Genomic DNA, 25,869 nt, shown 5'->3' on the forward strand with positions numbered 1-25,869 from the left:
CTGTCTGCCACGGCCCCGGCCGTGGCAGACTTGTATACAGGCACTGGAAATTGCCTGACTGGAGAATGCCATGACTGTCCAACAGAAAGTCAATCTGCTCGGTCTTGATCGCCCGCAAATGGAAGAGTTCTTCCTGAATATGGGTGAGAAGAAGTTTCGTGCCCAGCAGGTGCTGAAATGGATCCACCACCATCAGGCGGATTCCTTCGAGCAAATGACCGATGTGGGCAAGGCGTTGCGCCAGAAACTCGCCGAGGTCGCCGAAATTCGCGGCCCGGAAGTGAGCCACGAAAGCATCAGCCGTGATGGCACCCGCAAGTGGGTGTTTGCACTGGACAACGGCGGTGCCGTGGAAACCGTTTTTATTCCCGATGGTCGTCGCGGCACCCTGTGCGTGTCGTCCCAGGTGGGCTGTGCCGTGGATTGCAGCTTCTGCTCCACGGGCAAGCAGGGCTTTCAGCGAGACATGACCAGCGCCGAGATTATCGGTCAGGTGTGGCAGGCCGCCCGTTCTTTCGGCCCGCGTCGTAACCTGGGTGAGCACCCCATTACCAATGTGGTGATGATGGGCATGGGTGAACCGCTGCTGAATTACGACCGCGTGCTGACCGCCATGCGCATCATGAAGGATGACCTTGGTTACGGCATCGGCAAGAAACGCATTACGCTGTCTACCTCCGGGGTGATTCCGAAGATGGATCAGCTCAGTCAGGATCTGGATGTGGCGCTGGCGGTAAGCCTGCACGCCCCCAATGATGAGCTGCGTAACGAACTGGTACCGCTGAATCGCAAGTATCCGCTCAAGGAGCTGATGGCGGCCTGCAAGCGTTACACCAAGAACATTTCCCACAAGCACAACACCATTACCATGGAATACGTGATGCTCCGGGATGTGAACGACAAACCGGAACATGCCCGCCAGTTGGTTAAACTGCTTAACGGTATTCCGGTGAAGGTGAATCTGATTCCTTTTAACCCGTTCCCGCATGCCGGGTACGAGCGTTCACGCAAGAGCGATATTCTGGAATTCCATAAGTATCTGAATGACAATGGATTGTTGACGACGGTACGGACGACTCGTGGCGATGATATTGATGCCGCCTGTGGTCAGCTGGTGGGGCAGGTGCAAGACCGGACCCGGCGCAGTGAGCGCTGGAAAGAATCCATATTTCACCGCTCCGAAAACTCGGATAACAATACAGCGCAAGCCTAATGACTCTCTATCTTCGTGGTTTTGCGGGTCTGCTTCTGGCAGGCCTTTTGAACACCGGTTGTGTAACGGTGGAAACGGGCAAGCAGGATGTCAACATTGACGAAGCGGTGACCAGTCGGGTGGCCGCGGGTTTTCAGTATCTTCAGCAAGGCAACCCCGCTGAGGCGCGCCGGCACTTCTCCCGGGCGATAGATCTTGATGACGACAGTGCGATCGCACATAACGCCATGGGGTTGCTGTACAAGTATGAACAGGATCCTGAGCGGGAAGAATACCACTATAAAAAAGCGCTCAGTGCCAATCGCAAATATTCACCGACATTGAATAATTACGGCACGTTGTTGTTTTCCCGCGGTGAGTTCAAGGATGCACTCGACAAGTTCGAGAAGGCTGCCAATGATCCCGGTTACGATGGCCGAGCCAGTGCCTGGGAGAACATGGGGCGCTGTTATCGTGAATTGGGCCGTGATGAGGAAGCGCAACAGGCCTTCATCAAGGCGATTCGCCTGAACCCTCGTGCCGTGGTGCCTAATCTGGAGCTGGCTGACCTTTATTACAGTGAAGGCAATGCCCGTTTGGCCTGGGATTACTACAAGCAGTATCTGCAGCGGACCAACCGTCAGACGGCCCGATCGTTGTGGCTGGGCATTCAGCTTGCCAGTGCCCGCGGCCTCAAGGATCAGCAATCCAGCTACGAGCTGGCGCTTGAAAACCTCTATCGCCGCTCACCGGAGTATCGTGAGTGGCAGAACTGGAAGCAAGCCAAAGCGGAGGGTGAACAATGAGCGAAGACATGGTTGTGCTTCCTGGTGAACGTTGCCGCAAGGCTCGCGAAGCCATGGGCTGGACTACGGCGGAAGCCGCCAAGCGCATGCATCTTTCGCAGACTTATCTGCTGGCGCTGGAGGCGGATGATTACGAGCGTCTTCCAGAGGCAACTTTTGTTAAGGGTTACCTGAAAAACTATGCTCGTCTGTTGGGGTTGCCGGCAGATGAGGTGGCCAATACCTTCCAGCAAATGATTAACGAAGATGCTTTCAACAAGCCGCTGGAGTTGCCATCCATGCCTCGCAAGCCGGCGTTGCTGGCGCGGCCCTGGGTCTGGCTTGTGCTGCTGTTGATGGTGATTGTGGCCGGCCTGCTTGCCTGGCCGGAAGGTGCGGATGATGTAGTGCCACCTGAGCCAACGGCTCTGCAGGAAACGGCGGAATCCTCGTCACTGGATCTGGATGCGGATGGCGATAGCCTGCAGGGTGTGGACAGCAGCAATGCCGGTGCTGGCGATACGAATCCTGATCTTGGCGAGGCGCTTTCTCCGGTTGATGACACCGAGGAAGGGGCACAGCCTGAGCCCGAGGCAGAAACCGAGGCGGTAGACGATTCCATGCTGGCCGAGAGCGGCCTCGATCGCCTGATTCTGGCCTTTTCGACCAATTGTTGGGTGCAAATCAAGGACGCGTCCGGGCGCACCCTGAGACAGGGTGAGCAGCTGGGAGGTGGGACCTTGCAGCTGGATGGCCAGGCGCCGTTCAACGTGACGCTGGGCAATGCCGGCGCCGTTTCGGATATGTACCTCAATGGCGAGGCTGTCACCTTGCCGACGGATTCACCCGGTAAGGTTGTCCGCATCACTCTTCCCTGATTCGCGAGACCAGGAAACATCATGGAACCCGAAGTCAAAATTGAGCGCCGCAAGACCCGGCAGATTTTTGTCGGCAAGGTGCCGGTAGGTGGTGACGCCCCCATCTCTGTGCAAAGCATGACCAATACCGAAACCTGTGACGTGGACGCCACGGTTGGCCAGATTCGTCGGCTGCAGGATGCGGGGGTGGACATTGTCAGGGTATCCGTGCCCAGTATGGAAGCGGCCGACGCCTTTGGTAAAATTCGTGCACAAGTGGATGTGCCGCTGGTGGCGGATATCCACTACGACTACAAAATCGCATTGGCAGTGGCAGAAAAGGGGGTCGACTGCCTGCGCATCAACCCGGGTAATATTGGCCGGGAAGACCGTATCAAGGCCGTGATTCAGTGTGCCAAGGACAAGGGGTTACCGATCCGTATTGGTGTGAATGCGGGCTCACTGGAAAAAGAGCTTCAGCGCAAGTATGGCGAGCCTACGTCGGATGCCCTGGTGGAGTCTGCTCTGAGGCATGTAGACATTCTCGACCGTCACGATTTCCAGGACTTCAAAGTCAGTGTTAAGGCGTCTAACGTCTTCATGACGTTGCAGGCTTATCGCAAGCTTTCTGCTCAGATTGAACAGCCTTTGCATCTTGGGGTGACAGAAGCAGGGACTTTCCGTTCCGGTACAGTTAAATCAGCTGTTGCGCTGGGATCCCTGCTTATGGAAGGTATCGGAGATACCATCCGAATTTCGCTGGCGGCAGATCCGGTGGAAGAGGTTCGAGTGGGTTTCGATATTCTCAAGAGCCTGAACCTGCGCAAGAAAGGCGTAAACATCATTGCTTGCCCCAGCTGCTCACGACAGAACTTTGATGTCATTAAAACCGTGAACGAACTGGAAGCACGGCTGGAAGACATCAACGAATCTGTGGATCTGGCCGTGATCGGGTGCCTGGTGAACGGACCGGGCGAAGCCCGCGAAGCCGATGTGGGCCTGACCGGCGGTACACCGAATAATCTCTCCTATGAGGATGGCAAGAAGAGCCATCATGTCAGCAAAGAAGACCTGGTGGATGAGCTGGAACGCATGGTTCGTGCCAAGGTGAAAAAACAGCGTGAGGATGACGCCAAAGGCATCATTGCGCGTAGTGAATGACAAACGCCGAAGGACCTCGCGGTTACGCGATCGCTCTCATTGTAAAAGGTGCGCTTCAGTGCATGGCTGCGAAGGGGTTCTGGCAGCAAGTGTTAAGGACATGTTGTGAGTAAGAAAGTCACCTCCATACGAGGCATGAACGATATCCTTCCGGAGCAGACAGCCCTGTGGCAGTGGCTGGAAGGCAAGGTGCGAGATGTGCTGGCCAGTTATGGCTACCAGGAAATTCGCATGCCTATTGTGGAACAGACAGACCTGTTCAAGCGCAGCATCGGTGAAGTAACCGATATTGTCGAAAAAGAAATGTACACCTTCGACGATCGCAACGGTGACAGTTTGACCCTTCGCCCGGAAGGTACTGCCAGCTGCGTGCGGGCCTGCGAAGAGCATGGTTTGCTTTACAATCAGGTTCAGCGGCTGTGGTATACCGGCCCCATGTTTCGTCACGAGCGCCCGCAGGCTGGACGCTATCGCCAGTTCCACCAGATCGGAGTGGAAACCTTCGGGATGGACGGGCCGGACATCGACGTTGAAGTGATCCTGATGACCGCGCGGTTGTGGAAAGTTCTGGGCCTTGCTGACAAGGTCACTCTGGAGCTGAACTCACTGGGTGATGCGGGTGACCGGGCCCGCTACCGGGATGCCCTGGTGGCCTACCTGAAGGAACACGTGGCTGAGATTGACGAGGACTCTCGCAAGCGTATCGAAAGAAGCCCGCTTCGGGTACTGGACAGCAAGGATTCTGGCACCCGCAAGGTCCTGGAAGGGGCTCCGCAGCTGGCGGATTACCTCAATGACGATGCCCGAGCCCACTTTGACAGCCTGAAATCCTTGCTCGATGCCAACGGCATTGCTTATAAAGTGAACCCGTATCTGGTGCGTGGCCTGGATTATTACGGCAAGACTGTGTTCGAGTGGGTTACCGATGCACTCGGTGCCCAGGGTACCGTGTGTGCGGGGGGGCGTTACGACGGGCTGGTTGCTCAGCTGGGCGGCAAACCGACCCCGGCGGTAGGTTTTGCCATGGGTGTAGAACGACTCATTCTGCTGATTGAGCAGAACCGCCCGGAACTGTCGGCGCCGGTTGGCGTCTATGTGATGCCGATGGGCGATGTGCTCGCCCCGACCATGATGCTGGCTGAGGCGCTGCGTGATGCTTTGCCAGACCATGGGGTGCAGCTCCACTGCGGTGGTGGCAGCTTCAAAAGCCAGATGAAAAAAGCGGATCGCAGCGGTGCAGCGGTCGCCTTGATTATTGGTGAAAATGAGCTCGCTGATGGCGTGGTGACGGTGAAGCCGTTGCGAGGTCAGGGTGAGCAGGTACAGGTTGCTCAAGGCGATGTGGCCAACGCAGTCACATCGTTTCTGGCATAGACAACGGCAGCGGACAGCAGGGCGCGATGGTCGGTCGGGGTGTTTACATCGCCAATCCGGTACCTTGGCGGTGCTTGCAAAACAGGGTTTCTGCCGCCTCGTCGCATAAACCGGCTGCTTGAAGCCTCTTGCGTTGATGTGAACGTCAGACGAAATGAAATAAACAAGCGCCGGGAAGAATGCTTCCGGGCAATAAAAACGAAAGGAGATCAGGGTGGTAGATTACATCCGTGACGAAGAAGAGCAGGCGGAACTGCTCAAGAACTGGTGGCAGCAAAATGGTACCGCGGCCATCATCACAATCGTGTTGGCTGTGGCCGCTTTGATTGGCTGGCGGGAGTGGCAGGACCACAGTGCAGGGCAGTCCGCTGAGGCGTCTGCTCAATATCAGGAAATGCTCCAGGAGCTGGTCGCGCCACAGCAGGATAGCGCAGCCATCGTCACCAAGGCTGATGCGTTGATTGACGCTTATCCGAAGACCGCTTACGCAGACTATGCCCGTCTGGCTAAAGCCGCGCTTTCGGTGCAGTCCAGTGAATTCGAGCAGGCGGTTGAACTGCTGCAAGCGGTTGCTGACAACGGTGCTACGGATGCTATTGAGTACACGGCTTCCCTGCGCCTCGCCCGTGTCCATCTTCACCAGCAAGCGTGGGACAAGGCGCAGGCTCAACTGGACAAGCGCTTCCCTGAGGCCTTTAACGGTATGGCACTTGAACTTCGGGGTGATCTGGCCAAGGGCCAGGGTGAAACTGAGGTGGCCATACAGCGTTACCAGGAAGCGCTGGCTGTGCTCCAGGATGGTGGTGAAAAAGACCGTGTGCAAATGAAACTGGATGACCTGAAGAGCTAAATGAAATACTTCCTTCTTCCCCTGATGCTGGCCAGCCTTGTGCTGGCTGGTTGCAGCTCTAACCCCAATGCCATTGAACCCAACGATTTGCCTGACTTCGAGGCCAGCTACAAGGTCAAGCGGCTGTGGAGTGAGGGGGTAGGAGATGGTGTTGAAGATAGCCAGCTTTCGCTGCGTCCGGCGGTGACTGCGCTGCAGGTCATTGCCGGCGATGTCTTTGGCGATGTTTATGCGGTAAGCCGGGATAAAGGCAAGCGTCAGTGGCGTAAGAAAACCGGTGATCGTATTGCCGGTGGCTTCTATGCCGGCTACGGCATGGTGCTTTACGGTACCCGAGAAGGGATGGCGGTTGCACTGGATGCCGAAACCGGTGAGGAGCTGTGGCGCACCCAGCTGTCTGGCGAAGTGCTGGCCATTCCTGTCAGCGATGGCAGTCTGACGATTTTCCAGACCCAGGATGGCCATGTGGTCGCGCTGGATGCAGCTACCGGTGAGCAGCGCTGGGATTTTGAAACCCCGGTCCCGACGCTCACCTTGCGTGGGCTGGCGCAGCCTACTATTGCGAATGACAGGGTGTATGCCGGCTTTGCCAACGCCAAGGTCGCGGCGCTGGATCTTGCCTCTGGTGCGCCGGTCTGGGAGCAGCGGATTGCTGAGGCGACCGGCCGCTCCGAGTTGGATCGCCTGATCGATGTGGACAGCAACCTGATTGTGGAAGGAGGGGGCGTATTTGCTGTTACCTTCCAGGGACGCATTAGCGTGATGGATCAGGATAATGGCCGCCAATACTGGGACAAGGACATGTCCAGTGCCCTGAACATCAGTACCAGTGGTAGCGGTAGCCTGTTTGTAGCCGATGACGTAGGGGTCGTGCGTGCGGTAGATCAGCGCGGTGGAACGGTGCTATGGAAGCAGGACGGGCTGTATGGCCGTCGTCTTACCGGTACCGCTTTCCAGGATGGGCTGGTGGCTGTGGGAGATTACGAAGGATACATCCACTGGTTGAACGCAGATGATGGCAGCATTGTAGCGCGTAAACGTCATGACGGTGATGGCTTTGCCGGCACCCCTGTCAGTTATGACGACATCCTTTATGTGCTGGGCTACGATGGCAAACTGTCCGCCTATCAGCTGACACCCCGTTAGGCTCTTACCGGTCAACATTCGCAAAGCGCCCCGCTGGATTGCTCCTGCGGGGCGTTTTGCGTAAAGCGTACAGACACGTTTCGCGTTACCATAGCGCCCAAATACCCTTGCAGAGACACCTATGAAACCGGTCATCGCCCTGGTGGGGCGGCCCAATGTGGGCAAATCCACCCTGTTTAATCGACTCACCCGTACCCGTGATGCCCTTGTGGCGGACTTCCCGGGGCTGACCCGCGACCGCAAGTACGGTGACGGGCGCATGGGCGACTACCCTTATACCGTGGTAGACACCGGGGGTATTGGTGAGAACGAGGATGGCATTGATGCCCCCATGACAGACCAGTCCCTGCGAGCGGTAGGGGAAGCGGATCTGGTGCTGTTTATGGTGGATGGCCGGGCCGGGCTGACGGCGGCGGACGAGCAGATTGCTGCAGAGCTACGCAAGCTGCCGAAACCGACCTATTTGGTAGTCAACAAGACGGATGGCATTGATGCCGATACTGCCATGGCAGATTTTTATGCCTTGGGCATGAGTGATGTCCTGCCTATTGCTGCCGCTCATGGGCGTGGTGTACGCAGCATGATTGAAACCGTCATGGAGGCGTTTCCGGATCTGGAGCCGCTTGATCCTGAGCAGGAAGCCGAGAGGCCCCGGCAGGATGACAGCATCCGTGTTGCGGTGCTGGGGCGACCCAATGTGGGTAAGTCCACCCTGATCAACCGTATGCTTGGCGAAGAGCGGGTCGTCGTGTTTGACCACGCGGGGACCACCCGTGACTCGATCGAAATTCCCTTTGAGCGCATGGGCAAGCCCTACACGCTGATTGATACGGCCGGTGTGCGCCGCCGGGGCAAGGTCTACGAGATGGTGGAAAAATTTTCCGTCATCAAGGCGTTGCAAGCGGTGGAGGCGGCGCAGGTGGTGGTCATTGTCATTGATGCCCGGGAGGGGATTACCGACCAGGATCTTCACCTTTTGGGCTATGTTCTCGATAGCGGTCGTGCGCTTATGATTGCAGTGAACAAATGGGATGGCCTTGATGCGGATCATAAGGAGCGGGTGCGCGTCGAGCTTGCGCGCCGGCTGGAATTTGCTCCCTGGGTCAAAATCAAGTTCATCTCAGCGTTGCATGGCACCGGAGTGGGTGACCTCTGGGGCATGGTGGAAAAAGCCTGGGATAGTGCCTTTATCAAGGTGGGTACCAATGAAATGACACGGATCATGGAGTCCATTACGGCAGGGCACCCACCGCCACGCAATGGTCGTTTCCGGGCCAAGCTGCGTTTTGCCCACATGGGGGGCAATAACCCGCCCACCATTGTGCTGCACGGTAACCGGACCGAGTCGCTGCCCCACAGTTACAAGCGCTTCCTGGAAAACCGCTTCCGTGAAGCCCTGCAACTGGAAGGTACCCCCATCCGGCTGGAATTCAAGTCTGGATCTAACCCCTACGAGGGGCGCAAGAATGAGCTCACCGAGCGTCAGGTGCATAAACGTCGCCGCATGATAAAACGCATGAAGAAGTGACCGGCAGGCCAGTGGAGGGCTGATCATCAAACGTTGGGGGAAGGGGCTGTTCGTCGCAACTGGCATGTTGATGCCGGTTAGTCTCTGGGCCATGGAGCCTATGATGCCTCTTGCCGACATGCCTGCCATGGTGCTGACGCCAGCGCGGGTCAGCCAGCCTCAGTCCGAAGCCCCGGCCAGCGTGACGGTCATTGACCGCAACCTGATTGAGGCCAGTGGTGCCCGTGAACTCTATGAAGTGCTGAAGCTGGTGCCCGGCATGACGGCCATCAAAGTGGATGGCAATGTGCCCACAGTGGCATACCACGGTACCCAGGCCCGGGATTCGCGGCGCATGCTGGTGTTGCTGGATGGACGCAGTCAGTATCAGCCGGGGCTTTCCCGTGTTAACTGGAATGACATGCCGGTTGATATCCGGGACGTGGAGCGCATTGAGGTAACACGGGGCCCGGCAGCGGCGGCCTATGGCGCCAATGCCTTCACGGCGGTGGTGAATATCATTACCCGTGATCCGCGGGATATCAGCAAGCATACGGTCTCTGTCCGGGGAGGGAATAATGGCATCCTGGATGGCCGTGCTGCTGCTGTAGGGCATGGCGACAACACTGCCTGGCGAGCCTCTGTGTCACGTCGGGCAGATGATGGCTACGATGAACCCTTTGAAGGGGAAACGCGTCCGGACCGCAAGCGGATTGAAACGCTGAATACAGAATGGGTCTGGGAGTCTGATTCGCACAATACCTTTGCACTGCAGGTCGGGGGGAGCCAGAGTCGCCTCGAGCGTCAGCAGGAGAGCGGCGTCGCTGATATCGGGCGCTATACACGGGAACCGGTTCAAAAGGGTGAGCGGGCCTTTCTCGGATTGGAGTGGCAGCATGTGTTTTCTGCCACACATCAGTTAAAGATCAGCACCTACGGCCAATACAACAAGGAAGTCACGGATTTCGGGGTCTGTTATCTGGATCCGTTTACCGGTCAGCAAGGGCCTGGCGGGGCACTATTGTTCTCCCAGGAATTACGTGAGCTGTATTCGCAGAACGGGGGGGATACAGCGGCAACTTTTGCGGCGGTGCCCACCAGTGGCCCGGTGTTGTCCCGCTATGGTTCGCTGCAGGGGGTCGCGGGGGTGAATTTCTGTGCCGACAGTGAGTTGGACCTGCAGGAAGAACGCTACGATCTGGAAGTGCAGGATACCTGGCAAATCAACGATCGAATGCGCCTGGTGAGTGGTGCCAATGTCCGCCATGACCGGGTGAGTTCACAGGCCTATCTTTCGGGAACGGAAGATAATGTCAGCTACCGGCTGTTTGGCAATCTGGCTGTGGATGTGCTCAGTCCCTTGACGCTAAATCTTGGGGGGTATTGGGAAAGAGACCAGATCAATGGTGAGCATTTCAGTCCCCGAGGAGGGGTCAGCTGGCGAGTGGCACCGGGCCATACCTTGCGATATGTCTATTCCCGGGCGGTACGTACACCGGATATCTATGAAGATCAGGCAATCACCAATATTCAGGCTCTGGATATGTCCGAGCCGTTTGCCAGTAATCCGGAGGCCCTTTTGGGCTGGTCCCCCTCCTACTTCTTCATCACCCAGAGCAGCCCTGGCACCCTCAAACCGGAGAAAATTCGCTCGGAGGAAATCGGATACTACGGACAGTTCCGGTTTCTGGAGCTGGACGTTCGCTATTTTCAGGAAGAACTCACCGACCTGCTCAGTCACGCCCTGAACCCGTTTGAGTTTGAACCCAATAATGAAGGCTGGGTAAAACATCAGGGCACCGAGGCTCAGTTGACTTTTCGGCCCACGGTAAACCATCTACTCCGGCTGACCGGGGCGCACATTCATACCCATACCAACAAGAAGACAGAAACCCGAATTGCGGCAAGGGATTCCGGCAGCGCTTTATGGGCGTGGCAGCTGGCGTCTCAGTGGGGGGTGTCAACAGCTTACTATTTCGCCAATGATTATAATGACTATCGGTACGAACGGGCGGATTTGCAAATCCGCTTTCGCCACCGCGCCGGTCCGGCGGAGCTGGAGTGGCGGGCGGTGATTCAGCATGCGCTGAACAAGGAGCCGATCGTCTTCGAGGAAAACCAGTACCAGGAAGACAGGATGTGGCTGGAGCTGGAGATGAAGATCTGATGCGGCAGGGACGTGATTGGCTGATAGCGCTACTGCTGGTGCTGGCGCCCTCGTCCCTGTTTGCCCAAACGCCCCCGCTGGCGGTGTATGTCGAAGGAGCGCAAGGGCATTTCCGCTCTGGCTTTATTCAGGCCCTTCAGGCGGCTGGACAACCTCTCGTTCTGGTCGCCTCCGAGCAAGACAGTGACATGCTCATTGCCTTGGGCGATGAGGCTTTCTCGCGTGCGCTGGAGCAGGGGAAGCCCGTCCTGGGTGTGTTTGTCAGCCGTGCGCTGGCAGAAAAAGTCGAACGCAAGGGGTGCCATTGTGCTGCGATCTGGGCGGGCGTGGCACTTGATGACCAGCTTGCAATGCTGGAAGTGATGATGCCTCTGGCTCGCAAGGTTGGGGTGGTTCTTGGGCCCAACAGCGCGTGGTCACAAGGCGCGCTGCAGGATTACAGCGGCAGATTAAGTCTTTTCCCCATGTTGGTGTCTCCGGAAAATGAGTTGGGCGACTTGTTGCGCGAGACACTTCCGGAACTGGATGTTCTGTTGTTGCCGGTGGACGAGGATCTCTTTGGGCCAGCAGCTGCCAAACTGATCCTGTTGACCAGTTACCGTTTGCGCCGTCCGGTTTTTGGCCCGGAGCAAAGCTATGTCCAGGCGGGAAGTGTGGCCAGTCTTTACGCGAGCGGGGGTGATCTGGTGGCGGAAGCACTGGTTCATCTGGAGTCATTTCGACAGCGTAAGCGGTTCCGGCGATCGGGTTTTGTGCATACCCCTTCGGTGATTGTTAATGAACACGTGGCTGGCAGCTTTGATATGCGGTACAGCAACACCGAAGCCTTGCGTGATGCCCAGGAGATGCTGCCATGAAGACGCAGGCTGGTATCCGTAAGCAGTTACAGATCCTGGGGGTCGTCCCTGCGCTGTTTATGCTGGGTTTGCTGCTGGTCGCCCTGACCTGGCAGCGTTTCGAAGATGCAGATCGGGACTTGCAAGCGTTGGGCAGCTTTATGGCCCAGCAAATCGCTTCCTCATCTGAATATGGGGTGCTGGCGGGAAACTATGGAGACCTGCGCCGTCAGGCACAGCTGGCAATGCAGCAAGCGGATCTTCAGTACGTGGTCTTTCGTGACGAAAAGGGCAAAGTGCTGCTTTACGAAGGGCGAAATGATCAGCCCCGGACCCAGGGAATCATGGAGTTCCAGTCTGGCATCTACCAACAACCTGTGGCGGAAACCGACACGTTGAGGTTGGCACTGGATGATAGCCTGGAACCTGTGCGGATAGGCTCTGTGGTACTTGGTATGTCCAATGCCCGCCTGCTGGCACGACAAAAAGAAATTCTGTTGGCGAGTCTGATCCCCGCTCTTTCAGCGACCTTGCTCGGTCTGTGGATTGCCCAGTATCTTGCGCGCCAGATCGCCTCTCCAATCAACTACCTTTCAGGGTTGCTGCGAACCCTGCGTCACGGGGATTATCACGTCCGGGGCACCAGCCGACTGCATGGCGAGCTTGGTGAGCTGCAGGATGATATCAATCAACTGGCCGGCAGTTTGGAAACGGCACGAGACGATCAGCAGCTGGCTATTGAGGAGTTAAAGGCGGCTCACCAGCAGGCACAAAGTGCCAGTCAGGCGAAAAGTGATTTTCTGGCGATGATGAGTCACGAACTTCGCACCCCCATGAATGGCGTGTTGGGAATGCTGCAATTACTGGAAGAAACTCGCCAGAGTGAGGAACAGCATGAATACACCCAGGTCGCGCTTGAGTCCACGGGGCATTTGCTGGACGTAATCAACGATATTCTCGATTTTTCGCGTATTGAAGCGGGGCGCATGGATCTTGATCCAATGTACTTCGAATTGATGCCGCTGCTACAAAATTGTCTTTCAACCTTTCGGTATCTGGCTGAGAAAAAAGGTATTTATTTGCATCTCGAGACCGCTGATCTGATCAAGCGACGGGTGGTACGTACCGATCCGACCCGGTTGCGCCAGGTGCTTAATAACCTTATCTCCAATGCCATCAAGTTCACCAGTGAAGGTGGGGTGACAGTAAGGGTGAAAGGGGCGCTGGTGGAGCCAGACTGGCTGGATCTGAAGCTTTCAGTGGAAGATACCGGTATTGGGATTCCACAGGAAAAACAGGCGCAATTGTTCAAGGCATTTTCCCAGCTGGATTCCTCTACCTCCAGACGTTTTGGTGGGACGGGGCTGGGGCTGGCCATCGCCCGTCGGCTCAGCGAGATGCTGGGAGGGCAATTGACTGTCGAAAGTCCGGATGGCGGTGGTAGCACATTCACATTGTCACTGCGGTTGCTATTCCGCCAAGACATGCCTGAGCAGAATGAAGTGGTATTGATCAGCGGTGAAGCCGAGCCGCGCACTCTAAGCGGCCTGGTGTTGCTGGTCGAAGATAACGAAGTGAATCTGATGGTCGCTCGCCGCATTCTTGAGCAGATGGGGGTCACGGTGGTTACGGCCCTCAATGGTAAAGAGGCGCTGGACAGGGTCAAGCAACGGGATTTCGACTGCATCCTCATGGATGTGCAGATGCCGGTGCTCGACGGCATGGAGGCAACTCGCCAGCTCAGGCAGTGGGAGCGGGAGCAGGGCCGGGCGCCTATTCCGGTCATTGCCTTGACCGCCAACGCCATGGAAGAAGAGCGCGAGAGGTGCTTTTCTGCAGGCATGGACGACCATCTGGCCAAGCCGTTCCGCCGTCAGCAACTCAGTCGTGTGCTGACCCCGTATCTGACCCTTGAACGTACTCAATCCGGGCGCTGAACTCTCCGTCTGTCAGACGTGTGGTGATGGTGTCGCCGGGTTGCAGCTGTGCGGCGGAGCGCACGGCTTCTTCCCCTTTGAAGGTAATGCTGTAGCCCCGCGCCAGCGTTCGCAGCGGACTCGCAGTATCCAGCCGTTTTCCCAGGCCTCCCAGCCGGACTTGCTCCTGCTGCAACTGTCGCAACAGCGGGGCGGGTAACCGTTTATTCAGGCTGTCCAGCCGTTGCTGTCGCTCGGCCAGCACTCGCTGAGGGGACAGTCTTGCCAGTCGTTGCTGGCTGGGTTTCAGGCGACTGCCAAGCAGGTCCAGACGATGTTGCATCTGGCGCTGCAGGCGAGCGTGGAGTTCGTCCAGGCGCTGACTGCTTTGCTCCAGCGAGTGGCGCGGGGAACGCAACCGCTGGCGCAGGTGCCGCAGGCGATCGCCGGGTGTACGCAATTGCTGGGCCATGACCCATTTGAGGCGACGTTGCAGGGCGTTAAACCGCTGGCTGACCACAGACAGGTCCGGGCTCACCAGCTCCGCGGCAGCGGATGGGGTCGGGGCGCGCAGGTCAGCAGCAAAGTCCGTCAGCCCGGTGTCCACTTCGTGGCCAACCGCCGAGACGATGGGAATTGGACAAGCGGCCACGGCCCGGGTCAGGGTTTCGTCGTTGAACGCCCAAAGGTCTTCCAGGGAGCCGCCACCACGGCCGATGATCAGTACGTCGCACTCATTGCGCGCGACCGCGGTGTTGAGCGCCTGTGTCAGCTGGGCAGGGGCATCGGCTCCCTGGACAGCGGCGGGATAGATGACCACCGGGATCGAAGGGCAACGCCGCTTGAGGACCTGAAGAATATCGCGGATGGCAGCGCCGGACGGGGAGGTGATCACGCCAATCTGTCGTGGCCAGTCCGGCAGGCCCTGCTTGCGCTCCTGGGCAAACAGGCCTTCTGCCTGCAGCTGGGCCTTGAGGGCGTCAAAGCGGGCCTTGAGCGCGCCTTCCCCGGCGGGCTCCATGTGTTCCACCACAATCTGGAAATTACCGCGCGGGACATACAGGGTGACTTTGGCCCGTACCAGCACTTGCTGGCCATTTTGCGGCTGGAAATCCAGCAGCCTGTTACGGTTTCGAAACATGGCCCCGTTAATCTGGGCGCGGGCATCCTTGAGGCTGAAGTACCAGTGACCCGAAGCCGGCCGGGAGAAGTTGGACAATTCCCCCTGCAGCCATATCAGCGGAAAGGAGCCTTCCAGCAGTCCCTGGGCTTCCAGGTTCAGCTGGCTGATGGAAAGGGGGTCGGTGCGCGATGAAAAACTCATCGCGGGAGAGTAGCGACTTTCGCCGCCGCCCGCTACTGTCCGGATTGTGTACAAGGGCTGAAATGACGTATAATCGCCCGCTTAATTTCCGGGGGTGGCCTAGGTTTGGCCGCCTTGACCGGCGGCACCCGGGTCCCCTCCTTAACTCCGGGTGCGTCTGACAGAACCCCAATCAGCGGTTCGAGTCGGAAACCCTCTCACTTCCTACGGTGCAATATGCTCAGAATCGTGCAAGAAGCATTGACGTTCGACGACGTTCTGCTTGTACCCGCCCATTCCAATGTGCTGCCCAAGGATGTGTCCCTGAAAAGCAAATTGACGCGGGACATCTCTTTGAACATTCCTCTGGTCTCTGCAGCCATGGATACGGTCACCGAGCACCGCCTGGCCATTACCATGGCCCAGGAAGGCGGCATCGGCATTCTCCACAAGAGCATGGATCAGGAAGACCAGGCGCGAAATGTGCGCATGGTGAAAAAATACGAATCCGGTGTTGTTAAAGACCCGATCACCATTGGTCCGAAGGCCACCGTGGCCGAGCTGCTGCGCCTGACCGAAGCCAACAATATCTCCGGGGTACCGGTGGTCGAAGGCGATAAGGTAGTAGGCATTGTCACCAGCCGTGATACCCGATTCGTCACCAACTACGACCAGCACGTTGAAGACATCATGACCGGCAAGGACCGGCTGGTGACCGTGCAGGAAGGTGCCGGTGCGGACGAAGTCCAGCTGCTGCTGCACAAGAACCGTATCGAGAAAGTGCTGGTGGTCAATGATGCGGGTGAATTGCGCGGCATGATCACCGTGAAGGACATCGAGAAGGCCCGCAAATATCCCAATGCCTGCAAGGACTCTCAGGGCCGCTTGCGCGTGGGGGCCGCAGTGGGCACGGGCGCCGGTACGGATGAGCGTGTGGCTGCACTGGTTGAAGCCGGTGTCGACGTTATCGTTGTGGATACCGCTCACGGTCATTCCCAGGGCGTTATCGACCGTGTCGCCTGGGTCAAGAAAAACTTCCCGGATGTGCAGGTTATTGGCGGCAACATTGCCACCGCGGCAGCGGCAAAAGACCTGGTGGCGGCGGGTGCCGATGCGGTGAAAGTCGGTATCGGCCCGGGTTCCATTTGTACCACCCGTATTGTTGCGGGTATCGGCGTGCCACAGATTTCTGCCATTTCTGACGTGGCGGCTGCCCTCGACGGTACCGGCGTGCCGCTGATTGCCGATGGCGGTATTCGTTTCTCCGGTGATATTGCCAAGGCTGTGGCGGCGGGTGCCAGCGCCATCATGATCGGTTCCCTGTTGGCAGGAACGGAAGAAGCCCCGGGTGAAGTCGAGCTGTACCAGGGGGGCTACTACAAGGCCTACCGTGGCATGGGCTCGTTGGGTGCCATGTCGGGCAAGACTGGCTCATCCGACCGCTATTTCCAGGATGCGGCGGCCGGTATTGAAAAGCTGGTGCCAGAAGGTATCGAAGGCCGGGTGCCCTACAAGGGGCCGATGAGCGCCATCGTTCACCAACTGATGGGTGGCCTGCGTGCCTCCATGGGCTACACCGGCTGCGCCACTGTCGATGAAATGCGCACCAAGCCCGAGTTCGTGAAAGTGTCTGCCGCCGGGATGAAAGAGTCCCACGTGCATGACGTGACGATTACGAAGGAAGCTCCGAATTATCCGGTTGGGTGATTCGAGGTCTATCGTGACTTGAAAGGGGTCGGACGTCTGAGGTTGGACGTCTGGCGCCAGAATCGGTCGGAGGCATCTCCGGCCGTTTTGTTTTTTTAAAGCGTCCGACGTCAGACATCCGACGTCCGACCCGTAACCAACAAGGCCCGGTGCCAGCCGCCGGCAACCACCGCGGGATAGAACCCCATGCAAGACATTCATGCCCAGCGCATCCTTATTCTGGACTTCGGTTCCCAGTACACCCAGCTGATCGCCCGTCGTGTGCGTGAAATCGGGGTCTACTGTGAAATTCGTGCCTTTGACATGACCGCAGAAGAGATCAGCGAGTTTGCGCCCAAGGGCATTATCCTGTCGGGTGGCCCTGAGTCGGTGACAGCGGCTGAAACCCCGCGTGCACCGCAGGCGGTGTTTGATGCTGGCGTGCCGGTGTTGGGTATCTGCTACGGCATGCAGACCATGGCCGAGCAGTTGGGTGGCAAGGTGGTCGCGGGTGAGAAACACGAGTTTGGTTACGCCCGGGTGGAAAAGGCAGAAAGTAACCGCCTTCTCGATGGCATTGTCGACCATGAAGAGCATGCCAGTGAATTTCTGGATGTGTGGATGAGCCACGGGGACCGTGTCGGTGCGACACCGGACGGCTTCAAGGTGATCGCCACTACCGGCAGCTGCCCGATTGCCGGCATGGCCAACGATGAAAAGCGGTTCTATGGCATCCAGTTCCACCCCGAAGTGACACATACCCTGCAGGGTGGTCGGCTGCTCGAGCGTTTTGTTCGCGAGTTGTGTGACTGTGAAGCCCTGTGGACCCCCAGCAATATCATCAACGACGCTATCGAGACCATCCGCGAGCAGGTGGGTAGCGACGAGGTGATCCTCGGTCTGTCCGGTGGCGTGGATTCCTCAGTGGTGGCGGCGCTGCTGCACAAGGCCATTGGTGAGCAGCTTACCTGTGTGTTTGTGGACAACGGCCTGCTGCGTCACCAGGAAGGTGACCAGGTGATGGAAATGTTTGCCGACAACATGGGCGTGAAAGTGATCCGTGTGGACGCGGAAGACAATTTCCTCGGCAAGCTGGCCGGAGAGGCCGACCCGGAGAAGAAGCGCAAGATCATTGGTAATACCTTTATCGACATCTTCGATGAAGAAGCGGGCAAGCTGAAGAACGCCAACTGGCTGGCCCAGGGCACCATCTACCCGGATGTGATCGAGTCCGCCGCCAGCAAGACAGGCAAGGCGCACGTGATCAAGAGCCACCACAATGTGGGCGGCCTGCCGGAAGACATGAAGCTCAAGCTGGTGGAGCCTCTGCGTGAGCTGTTCAAGGATGAGGTGCGCAAGATCGGTCTGGAATTGGGCCTGCCCTACGACATGGTCTATCGCCACCCCTTCCCGGGTCCGGGCCTTGGGGTTCGTATCCTTGGTGAAGTGAAGAAGGAATACGCCGACACCTTGCGTCTGGCGGACCATATCTTCATTGAAGAGCTGAGAGCGGCGGGGCTGTACCACAAGACCAGCCAGGCTTTTGCGGTGTTTTTGCCAGTCAAATCCGTGGGCGTGGTGGGCGACGCCCGCCGCTACGAATACGTGGTCGCGCTGCGTGCGGTGGAAACCATCGACTTCATGACCGCTCGCTGGGCACACCTGCCCTACGAATTCCTGGAGCTGGTCTCCAGCCGCATTATCAATGAAATCCCTGGCATCAGCCGGGTGACCTACGATATTTCGTCCAAGCCGCCAGCCACGATTGAGTGGGAGTAAGGCCGGATCAGCGAAAAGGGCGGCCTGTGGCCGCCTTTTTTGTTGGCGGTCAGGCCGTTTTGCTGCTTGAAAAACAAGCGGATTTGCTTAAAATACGCAGCCTTCCCGGAATTCGGGGCCGCTGAGACGGCTTCCGGATCGTGAGCAGAGTCTCACTGCCGGGCAGAATTCATTCCGTTTCAGTCAGTTGCGCGCTTCAAACCAGCGGGTTTGGGGTTGTTGTGCCCATTGTAGTGGCATACAATGCGCGCCTTTACTGGGGCGGCGAGGCGTCGCCTCATTGTCTAAAACAGAGTGGAGGTTCACGACATTAAGCGTGGAGGCAACAAGGGCCGCGAGCAACGCGCCCGGATCAATCAGCAAATCCAGGGAACCGAAGTTCGGTTGATCGATGTGGACGGTGAGCAGGTAGGGATTGTCAGCCTGCAGGATGCACTGGACAAGGCGACCGCGAAGCAACTGGATCTGGTAGAAATCTCCCCTGGTGCGGAACCGCCGGTTTGTCGAATCATGGATTACGGCAAACACCTGTTTGAGGCGAAGCAAAAGGCCAAAGAGGGGCGCAAGAAGCAGCGCCAGACTCAGGTCAAGGAAATCAAATTCCGTCCCGGCACCGATATCGGCGACTATGAGGTGAAACTGCGTAACCTCAGAAAGTTCCTCGAGGCCGGCGACAAAACCAAGATTACCGTCCGTTTCCGCGGCCGGGAAATGGCTCACCAGGAGCTGGGCCGGGAACTGCTCGAGCGTATCGAGAAGGACCTGGAAGAGTTCGGCACTGTGGAGCAGCGCCCGAATATGGAAGGTCGCCAGATGATCATGGTGATCGGCCCGGGCAAAAAGAAGAAGTAACCCTTTCTGATTCGGAAAATGTTACTCCCTAAATTAACCAACTTGAGAAGGTACCATGCCTAAAATCAAGACAAATCGTGGGGCTGCCAAGCGTTTCAAGAAAACCGCCTCCGGTTTCAAGCGCAAGCAGGCATTCAAAAACCACATTCTGACCAAGAAGTCCTCCAAGACTATCCGTCAGCTGCGTCCGAAAACCGAGGTACATGAGTCTGATGTAGCTCTGGTTAAACGCATGATGCCCTACGCATAACTGATACGGATCTGGAGACTAGACAATGGCACGAGTAAAACGTGGTGTGCAGGCCCGTCGTCGGCACAAGAAAATTCTCAAGCAGGCTAAAGGCTACTACGGTGCCCGCAGCCGTGTATTCCGTGTAGCGGTACAGGCCGTTACCAAAGCCGGTCAGTACGCCTACCGTGACCGTAAGGTTCGCAAGCGTCAGTTCCGTCGTCTGTGGATTGTGCGTATCAACGCCGCTGCGCGTCTGAACGGTCTGTCCTACAGCCGTCTGATCGATGGCCTGAAAAAGGCATCCATCGATATCGACCGTAAAGTACTGGCGGACATCGCTGTTCGCGATCAGGCAACCTTTAGCGCTTTGGCCGAGAAAGCCAAAGCGAGTCTCACCGCCTGATTCACTGTTTCGTCCTGAACGAAGCAGCATACTCAACGGGGGAAGAGCTCGCGCTCTTCCCCCGTTTTTGTTTAAAAGACCAGCTACAAGCTACAAGCTGCAAGCTACAACGCGGCTTCAGCGTTGTGCTATTCGAAAGCCTCAATGCCGCGCCCGAACGTAGCGGCGCGGGGAAAGCGGTTTCGGATGGCAACAGTCGCGAACCGTGTTGTAGTTTGCAGCTTGAAGCTTGCAGCTTATAAAAGACTGCGGAGTCTTCGATGGAAAATCTCAATGCCCTGGTAGATGCCGCCCTGGCAGAGGTAGAGCAGGCCGGTGATATCCGGGCCCTGGACGATGTGCGGGTGAAATACCTGGGCAAGAAAGGGGAAATCAGTGCCCTGATGAAGGGGCTGGGCAAGTTGAGCGCGGAAGAGCGCCCCAAGGCCGGGGCGGTCATCAATGAAGGCAAGCAGAAGGTTCAGGACGCGATTACCGCTCGCAAGACCCTGCTGGAAGAAGCTGCCCTGGCCGAACAACTGGCCAGTGAAACCGTGGATGTGACACTGCCCGGTCGCGGTGAGATGCCGGGCAACCTGCATCCCGTGAACCGCATGCGCCGCCGTATCGAGGATTTCTTCCTGCGTCTTGGCTTCGATATTTCCGAAGGCCCGGAAGTGGAAGATGATTTCCATAACTTCGAAGCGTTGAATATTCCTTCCCATCACCCGGCCCGTGCCATGCACGACACCTTCTATTTTGGTGATGGCCGTCTGCTGCGGACGCACACCTCACCGGTGCAGGTGCGCGTGATGGAGCAGGGCAAACCGCCGTTCCGGATTATTGCGCCAGGCCGTGTGTACCGGTGTGACTCCGACCTCACGCATACCCCCATGTTTCACCAGGTGGAAGGGCTACTGGTAGACAAGGACATCACCTTTGCCGACCTGCGTGGCACCGTGGCGGAATTCCTGCGTTTCATCTTTGAGGTGGAAGACCTGCCGGTGCGCTTCCGTCCCAGCTATTTCCCGTTCACCGAGCCCAGTGCGGAAGTGGATGTGGGCTGTGTGAGCTGCAGTGGAGAAGGCTGCCGTGTGTGCTCCCATACCGGTTGGCTGGAAATCATGGGTTGCGGCATGGTGCACCCGAAAGTGCTTGAGCACGGCGGTGTCGATGCCAGTGAATACAGTGGCTTTGCCTTCGGCATGGGGATTGAGCGTATCACCATGCTGCGTTACGGCGTGAACGACCTGCGGTTGTTCTTTGAAAACGACACCCGTTTCCTGTCTCAGTTCAGCTGACACATTCACCACAGAGCCCACAGGGCACACAGAGAATGACTCTGTGCCCTCTGTGGTAACAAGACGCTAGTAAGGATTTGAACATGCTCGTAAATGAAGCCTGGTTGCGGGAATGGGTTAACCCCGCGGTTGATACGGACACCCTGGTGAAGCAGCTGACCATGGCTGGCCTGGAAGTGGACGGCGTGGAACCGGCAGCGCCGGTATTTTCCGGTGTCGTGGTGGGGCAGGTAGAAAGCTGCGAGCCGCACCCTGATGCGGACAAACTGCGCGTCTGTCAGGTGAGTAACGGCTCGCAAACGGCTCAGGTGGTGTGTGGCGCCAGCAATGTCCGTCCGGGCCTGAAAATTCCTTTCGCGCAAGTGGGCGCCAAGCTGCCCGGTGACTTCAAGATCAAGAAAGCCAAGCTGCGTGGCGTGGAATCCAACGGCATGCTGTGTGGCGCCTCCGAGCTGGGTCTGGAAGACCTCATCGATGGCTTGATGGAGCTGCCAGACGATGCGCCGGTGGGTACGGATTTCCGGGAGTACCTGCAGCTGGATGATGCGGTGATCGAGGTGGATCTGACCCCGAACCGCGCAGACTGCCTGAGCGTGCGCGGTATCGCCCGCGAGCTGGGGGTAATGAATCAGTGTCCGCTCACCGAAGTCGCCATCAGCCAGGTGACGCCTGCGATTGATGACACCCTGACCATCACCCTGGCTGACAGCGATGCCTGCCCGCGTTATCTCGGCCGGGTCATCAAGGGCGTTAACGTCAAGGCTGACACCCCATTGTGGATGGTCGAGCGCCTGCGCCGGGCCGGCCTGCGTACTATCGACCCGATTGTCGACGTGACCAACTATGTTCTGCTGGAACTGGGCCAGCCGCTGCATGCGTTTGATCTGGCCAGGCTCAGCGGCGGTATCACCGTGCGCAAGGCCAAGGCTGACGAGACACTGGTAACCCTGGACGAGCAGACGTTGACGCTGCGGGATGACACCCTGGTGATTGCCGATGACAGCGCCGCGCTTGCCGTGGCCGGTGTCATGGGAGGCAAGCCCTCCGCGGTCACCGAACAGACCCAGGACATTTTCCTGGAGTGTGCGTTCTTTGCGCCGCTGGCGATTGCCGGCAAGGCCCGTTCCTACGGCCTGCACACCGACTCTTCTCACCGTTTTGAGCGCGGGGTTGATCCGCAATTGCAGCAGGATGCGATTGAGCGTGCTACCGCGTTGATTCTGGAGATCGCCGGCGGTCAGCCAGGGCCTGTGTGTGAGGCCGTGGAAGACGCCAAACTGCCACGGCAGGCCGAGATCGCCTTGCGCGCAGAGCGTATCGAAGGGTTGTTGGGCATGGCATTGCCCGCCGAGCAGGTCGAAGACATCCTCGGTCGTCTGGGCATGGCCATCACGCCCGCCGCCAGCGGTGATGCCTGGACCGTGCTGGCGCCGAGCTGGCGCTTTGACATGGCCATCGAGCCCGACCTGATCGAAGAGCTGGCGCGGATCTATGGCTATGAAAAGCTGCCGAGTCGCGTGCCGGCAGGCTCTCCGTCGGGCGATACCGTCGGCGAGAATGTGGTGGCAGTGCGCCGTCTGGCCGATACCTTGATCGATCGCGGCTATCTTGAAGCGATTACCTATACCTTTGTGGAGCCGGGTTTGCTCAAGCAGGTGGAGCCTCGCGTTGAGCCGCTGCCGCTGCTCAATCCGATTTCTGCTGATCTGGGCGTTATGCGCACCACGCTGCTGGCCGGTTTGTTCAGCACGGCGCGCCACAACCTGAACCGTCAGGCGGATCGTCTGCGTCTGTTCGAGACCGGCCTGCGTTTCATGCCTCAAGCGCAAGGCGAGCTGGAACAAACCCCGATGATTGCCGGGCTGGTCTACGGCAGCGCCCAGCCGCAAAACTGGGAAGGCAAGCGGGCGGCAGACTTTTTTGATCTGAAAGGGGATGTGGAAGCCCTGCTCAGTCTGTCCGATGCCCGTGCATTCAGTTTTACCGCGGGTGAGCATCCTGCCCTGCACCCGGGGCAGACGGCGGTCTTGAGCCGCGGTGGTGAGGTGGTCGGCTACCTTGGCCGCATCCACCCGCGCCTGGCGGCAGATCTGGACCTGCCGGCCAACCTGTATGCCTTTGAGTTGGCGCTGGCGCCACTGCAGCAAGGAATACTGCCTCACTTTGCCGGTGTTTCCGATCAGCCGCGGATGCGTCGCGATCTGGCTTTTGTCGTGGACGCTGGCGTTCCGGCAGGGGATTTGGTGGCAGCGGTTCGCGACACCTGTGACGAACGTCTCACTGATGTTCGGATTTTCGATATATATCAAGGTGATAGCATTGGTGAAAATCGCAAAAGTCTCGCCTTGGGCTTGACCTTCCAGGACCGTTCGCGCACTCTTAAGGATCAAGAAGTCAACGACTTGGTGGAGGCTGTTGTTTCTCAAGTAAAACAGCAGTTTAACGCCACTTTGAGGGATTGATTCAGGGATTTGGGAGTCTTTTCATGGGTGCGCTGACCAAAGCGGACATGGCCGAGCGCCTGTTCGAAGAGCTTGGCCTGAACAAGCGCGAAGCCAAGGAAATGGTGGAAATGTTCTTCGAGGAAATCCGCCACTCCCTTGAGAGCAACGTTCCCGTGAAACTCTCCGGCTTCGGTAATTTTGACCTTCGTGACAAGAGCGAGCGTCCCGGCCGTAATCCTAAAACCGGTGAGGAAATTCCCATCACCGCCCGACGGGTTGTGACCTTCCGTCCAGGACAAAAACTAAAACAACGGGTTGAGGCCTATGCTGGAACCAAGCCATAACGACGAACTCCCGGCGATCCCGGGTAAGCGTTATTTCACCATTGGCGAAGTCAGCGACCTGTGCGATGTGAAACCACACGTACTGCGCTACTGGGAGCAGGAATTTCCCCAGCTCAAGCCGGTGAAACGACGCGGTAACCGTCGTTACTATCAGCGCCAGGACGTGCTGATGATCCGCCAGATTCGCAGCTTGCTGTACGATCAGGGCTTTACGATCGGTGGCGCGCGTCAGCAGCTTACCGGTGGTGCCAACGCAGAGCAGGCCACGCAGTATCACCAGCTGATCAAGCAAATGATCACCGAGCTGGAAGAAGTGCTGGACGTACTCAAGGCGTCCTGACGAGTCATACGTGACGCGCCATGCTTCAGCATGACGATCAAGCCCCGCCAGCCTGCTGGCGGGGCTTTTTCATGCCTTGACCCCATTGGCCGATCAAACCCTGAGCAAACAGCATCTTGCAGGTTCCATCCCCCCATCAAATCCGCTATTATGCACGCCGCTTTGGTAGCCAGTGGTTGCCAGACATCTCGGGGCGTAGCGCAGCCTGGTAGCGCACTTGCATGGGGTGCAAGGGGTCGGAGGTTCGAATCCTCTCGCCCCGACCAAATTTGGTCGGATTAAAAAAGCTCGGCACTGGCCGGGCTTTTTTTTATGCGCGTTTCCCGCGTCGTGTCAGCCGATCTTCAAGGCCGGTAGCCGGTCAGGGGGCGGAGATCTCCTGGCGAGATTCTGTGGCCCTGCGTCAGGTATTCTTTTTGGCCTTGGCCTTGGCCTTGTAAGCGGCTTTTCTTGCCTTCTTTCTTTCTTCTTTTTCTTTTGCTTTTCTCGCCCGGATTTCTGCCACTTTTACGTGTTCTTTTTCCGCCATCGCGGGGGTTTCCAGGGTGATCTGGCCGAGTTTACCGCTGCGGAATTCGTTGATCAGCAGGGCCGCAGTGCGGTCGAAATCCACGTGACCGCCGCGGCCCAGGCAGCCGCGCTGTTTGCCAATGGTTTCCAGCATGGGGACGCCTTCGTTGGGCAGGGTGTCCAGCTTGAAGCGCTCTTTCATTAGCTCGGGGTAGGCCTGCATGAAATATTCGGCCGCGTAGAGCGCCACGTCATCTTCCTGCATGGCGGTGGCCTTGATGGCGCCTGACAGGGCCAGCCGGTAGCCGCTGGCGGCGTTTTCAATTTTGGGCCAGAGGATGCCGGGAGAATCAATCAGGATCAGGCCGCCGCCCAGTTCAATCCGTTGCTGGCGCTGGGTGACCGCCGGCTCGTTGCCGGCTTTGGCAACGGGGCGTCCGGCCAGGGTGTTGATAAGAGTGGATTTGCCCACATTGGGGATGCCGGTGATCAGGGCGGTAATGGTGGTAGCCCGGTCAATTTTCTTGTTGACCATTTGCTTGCAGGTATCTGCCAGCTTGCGAATGGGGTCCGGTTTCTGGGTGGTAATGGCGAGTGCGCGAACCTTGGGATCTTGCTGTAGATGCTCCAGCCATTGTGCGGTTACCGCCGGGTCGGCCAGATCGCTTTTGCTGAGCAGCTTCAGGCAGGGCTTGTCGGCACGGAAGTTCTCGATCACCGGGTTGGCACTGCTGTAGGGCAGGCGAGCGTCTACGACTTCGATGATCAGGTCTACCTTGGGGAGAATATCGTGAATCTCACGGGTCGCCTTGTTCATGTGGCCGGGGAACCAGTTGATGCTCATCGATACTCGCCTGTCTGGGGGTAAATGAGGGGGCATTATAGCCGTTTATCATGTTGTCTGT

The 25,869-nt window shown here is 57.8% G+C and carries 22 protein-coding genes and 1 tRNA gene; 21 read left to right on the plus strand and 2 right to left on the minus strand.

All coding sequences use genetic code 11. From position 1 onward, the window contains the following. Positions 1 to 70 precede the first annotated feature (70 nt). The 11 genes from rlmN (at position 71) to Q672_RS33580 (ending at position 13,812) form a co-directional block, all read left to right on the plus strand. The gene (rlmN, locus tag Q672_RS33530) at positions 71 to 1,213 is read left to right on the plus strand and encodes a 23S rRNA (adenine(2503)-C(2))-methyltransferase RlmN (RefSeq protein ID WP_022986934.1); all 1,143 of its coding nucleotides are present in this window, start codon (positions 71 to 73) and stop codon (positions 1,211 to 1,213) included. Continuing rightward, on the plus strand, positions 1,213 to 1,998 hold the full coding sequence (pilW, locus tag Q672_RS33535; RefSeq protein WP_022986935.1) for a type IV pilus biogenesis/stability protein PilW: 786 nt from the start codon (positions 1,213 to 1,215) through the stop codon (positions 1,996 to 1,998). The genes rlmN and pilW overlap by 1 nt, the downstream gene beginning before the upstream one ends. After that, positions 1,995 to 2,855, plus strand: coding sequence for a RodZ domain-containing protein (locus Q672_RS33540; protein ID WP_022986936.1), 861 nt, complete (start codon positions 1,995 to 1,997; stop codon positions 2,853 to 2,855). Before pilW ends, Q672_RS33540 begins: the two co-directional genes overlap by 4 nt. A 21-nt stretch (positions 2,856 to 2,876) precedes the next feature. Next, a complete protein-coding gene (ispG, locus tag Q672_RS33545) occupies positions 2,877 to 3,995 on the plus strand; it encodes a flavodoxin-dependent (E)-4-hydroxy-3-methylbut-2-enyl-diphosphate synthase (RefSeq protein WP_022986937.1) in 1,119 nt (372 codons plus the stop codon). Between the two features lie 105 nt (positions 3,996 to 4,100). After that, entirely contained in the window at positions 4,101 to 5,369 is a 1,269-nt protein-coding gene (gene hisS / locus Q672_RS33550; RefSeq protein ID WP_022986938.1) for a histidine--tRNA ligase, read from the plus strand. Between the two features lie 214 nt (positions 5,370 to 5,583). Continuing rightward, positions 5,584 to 6,219 carry a YfgM family protein gene (locus tag Q672_RS33555; protein WP_022986939.1) on the plus strand — a complete coding sequence of 212 codons (636 nt, stop codon included), beginning with the start codon at positions 5,584 to 5,586 and terminating at the stop codon, positions 6,217 to 6,219. Further along, complete coding sequence (bamB, locus tag Q672_RS33560) at positions 6,220 to 7,365, plus strand: outer membrane protein assembly factor BamB (RefSeq protein ID WP_022986940.1); 1,146 nt, start codon at positions 6,220 to 6,222, stop codon at positions 7,363 to 7,365. Positions 7,366 to 7,486: 121 nt separating this feature from the next. Beyond that, positions 7,487 to 8,893, plus strand: a complete 1,407-nt coding sequence (der, locus tag Q672_RS33565; RefSeq protein ID WP_022986941.1) for a ribosome biogenesis GTPase Der — start codon at positions 7,487 to 7,489, stop codon at positions 8,891 to 8,893. Between the two features lie 103 nt (positions 8,894 to 8,996). After that, the gene (locus tag Q672_RS33570; protein WP_022986942.1) at positions 8,997 to 11,039 is read left to right on the plus strand and encodes a TonB-dependent receptor plug domain-containing protein; all 2,043 of its coding nucleotides are present in this window, start codon (positions 8,997 to 8,999) and stop codon (positions 11,037 to 11,039) included. After that, positions 11,012 to 11,896 carry a hypothetical protein gene (locus Q672_RS33575; protein ID WP_147393911.1) on the plus strand — a complete coding sequence of 295 codons (885 nt, stop codon included), beginning with the start codon at positions 11,012 to 11,014 and terminating at the stop codon, positions 11,894 to 11,896. Before Q672_RS33570 ends, Q672_RS33575 begins: the two co-directional genes overlap by 28 nt. Beyond that, the gene (locus Q672_RS33580) at positions 11,893 to 13,812 is read left to right on the plus strand and encodes an ATP-binding protein (protein ID WP_022986944.1); all 1,920 of its coding nucleotides are present in this window, start codon (positions 11,893 to 11,895) and stop codon (positions 13,810 to 13,812) included. The genes Q672_RS33575 and Q672_RS33580 overlap by 4 nt, the downstream gene beginning before the upstream one ends. On the opposite strand, the gene xseA is transcribed toward Q672_RS33580, so the two are convergent. Further along, positions 13,757 to 15,115, minus strand: coding sequence for an exodeoxyribonuclease VII large subunit (gene xseA, locus Q672_RS33585; protein WP_022986945.1), 1,359 nt, complete (start codon positions 15,113 to 15,115; stop codon positions 13,757 to 13,759). The genes Q672_RS33580 and xseA overlap by 56 nt on opposite strands. A gap of 216 nt (positions 15,116 to 15,331) precedes the next feature. On the opposite strand from xseA, the gene guaB reads away from it, so the two are divergent. The 10 genes from guaB to Q672_RS33635 all read left to right on the plus strand — a co-directional run bounded on the left by guaB (position 15,332) and on the right by Q672_RS33635 (position 24,720). Further along, positions 15,332 to 16,801: an IMP dehydrogenase gene (gene guaB, locus Q672_RS33590; protein WP_022986946.1), complete on the plus strand. Its 1,470-nt coding sequence runs from the start codon at positions 15,332 to 15,334 to the stop codon at positions 16,799 to 16,801. Between the two features lie 186 nt (positions 16,802 to 16,987). After that, positions 16,988 to 18,559: a glutamine-hydrolyzing GMP synthase gene (gene guaA / locus Q672_RS33595; protein WP_022986947.1), complete on the plus strand. Its 1,572-nt coding sequence runs from the start codon at positions 16,988 to 16,990 to the stop codon at positions 18,557 to 18,559. A gap of 294 nt (positions 18,560 to 18,853) precedes the next feature. Continuing rightward, positions 18,854 to 19,411 carry a translation initiation factor IF-3 gene (infC, locus tag Q672_RS33600; protein WP_022986948.1) on the plus strand — a complete coding sequence of 186 codons (558 nt, stop codon included), beginning with the start codon at positions 18,854 to 18,856 and terminating at the stop codon, positions 19,409 to 19,411. 55 nt (positions 19,412 to 19,466) lie between these two features. Beyond that, a complete protein-coding gene (rpmI, locus tag Q672_RS33605; RefSeq protein ID WP_022986949.1) occupies positions 19,467 to 19,661 on the plus strand; it encodes a 50S ribosomal protein L35 in 195 nt (64 codons plus the stop codon). Positions 19,662 to 19,686: 25 nt separating this feature from the next. Continuing rightward, entirely contained in the window at positions 19,687 to 20,046 is a 360-nt protein-coding gene (rplT, locus tag Q672_RS33610) for a 50S ribosomal protein L20 (protein ID WP_022986950.1), read from the plus strand. Positions 20,047 to 20,306: 260 nt separating this feature from the next. Further along, positions 20,307 to 21,326, plus strand: coding sequence for a phenylalanine--tRNA ligase subunit alpha (gene pheS, locus Q672_RS33615; protein ID WP_022986951.1), 1,020 nt, complete (start codon positions 20,307 to 20,309; stop codon positions 21,324 to 21,326). An 83-nt stretch (positions 21,327 to 21,409) separates the two neighbouring features. Continuing rightward, positions 21,410 to 23,788: a phenylalanine--tRNA ligase subunit beta gene (gene pheT, locus Q672_RS33620; RefSeq protein ID WP_022986952.1), complete on the plus strand. Its 2,379-nt coding sequence runs from the start codon at positions 21,410 to 21,412 to the stop codon at positions 23,786 to 23,788. 23 nt (positions 23,789 to 23,811) lie between these two features. Beyond that, positions 23,812 to 24,114: an integration host factor subunit alpha gene (ihfA, locus tag Q672_RS33625; RefSeq protein ID WP_022986953.1), complete on the plus strand. Its 303-nt coding sequence runs from the start codon at positions 23,812 to 23,814 to the stop codon at positions 24,112 to 24,114. Then, positions 24,095 to 24,454: a MerR family transcriptional regulator gene (locus Q672_RS33630; protein ID WP_022986954.1), complete on the plus strand. Its 360-nt coding sequence runs from the start codon at positions 24,095 to 24,097 to the stop codon at positions 24,452 to 24,454. The genes ihfA and Q672_RS33630 overlap by 20 nt, the downstream gene beginning before the upstream one ends. A 189-nt stretch (positions 24,455 to 24,643) precedes the next feature. After that, a tRNA-Pro gene (locus Q672_RS33635) sits at positions 24,644 to 24,720 on the plus strand. A gap of 137 nt (positions 24,721 to 24,857) precedes the next feature. On the opposite strand, the gene ylqF is transcribed toward Q672_RS33635, so the two are convergent. Continuing rightward, on the minus strand, positions 24,858 to 25,808 hold the full coding sequence (ylqF, locus tag Q672_RS33640) for a ribosome biogenesis GTPase YlqF (protein ID WP_022986955.1): 951 nt from the start codon (positions 25,806 to 25,808) through the stop codon (positions 24,858 to 24,860). Between the last annotated feature and the right edge of the window lie 61 nt (positions 25,809 to 25,869).

The organism is Alcanivorax sp. P2S70, from assembly GCF_000475295.1.
GTDB lineage: Bacteria > Pseudomonadota > Gammaproteobacteria > Pseudomonadales > Alcanivoracaceae > Alcanivorax > Alcanivorax profundi.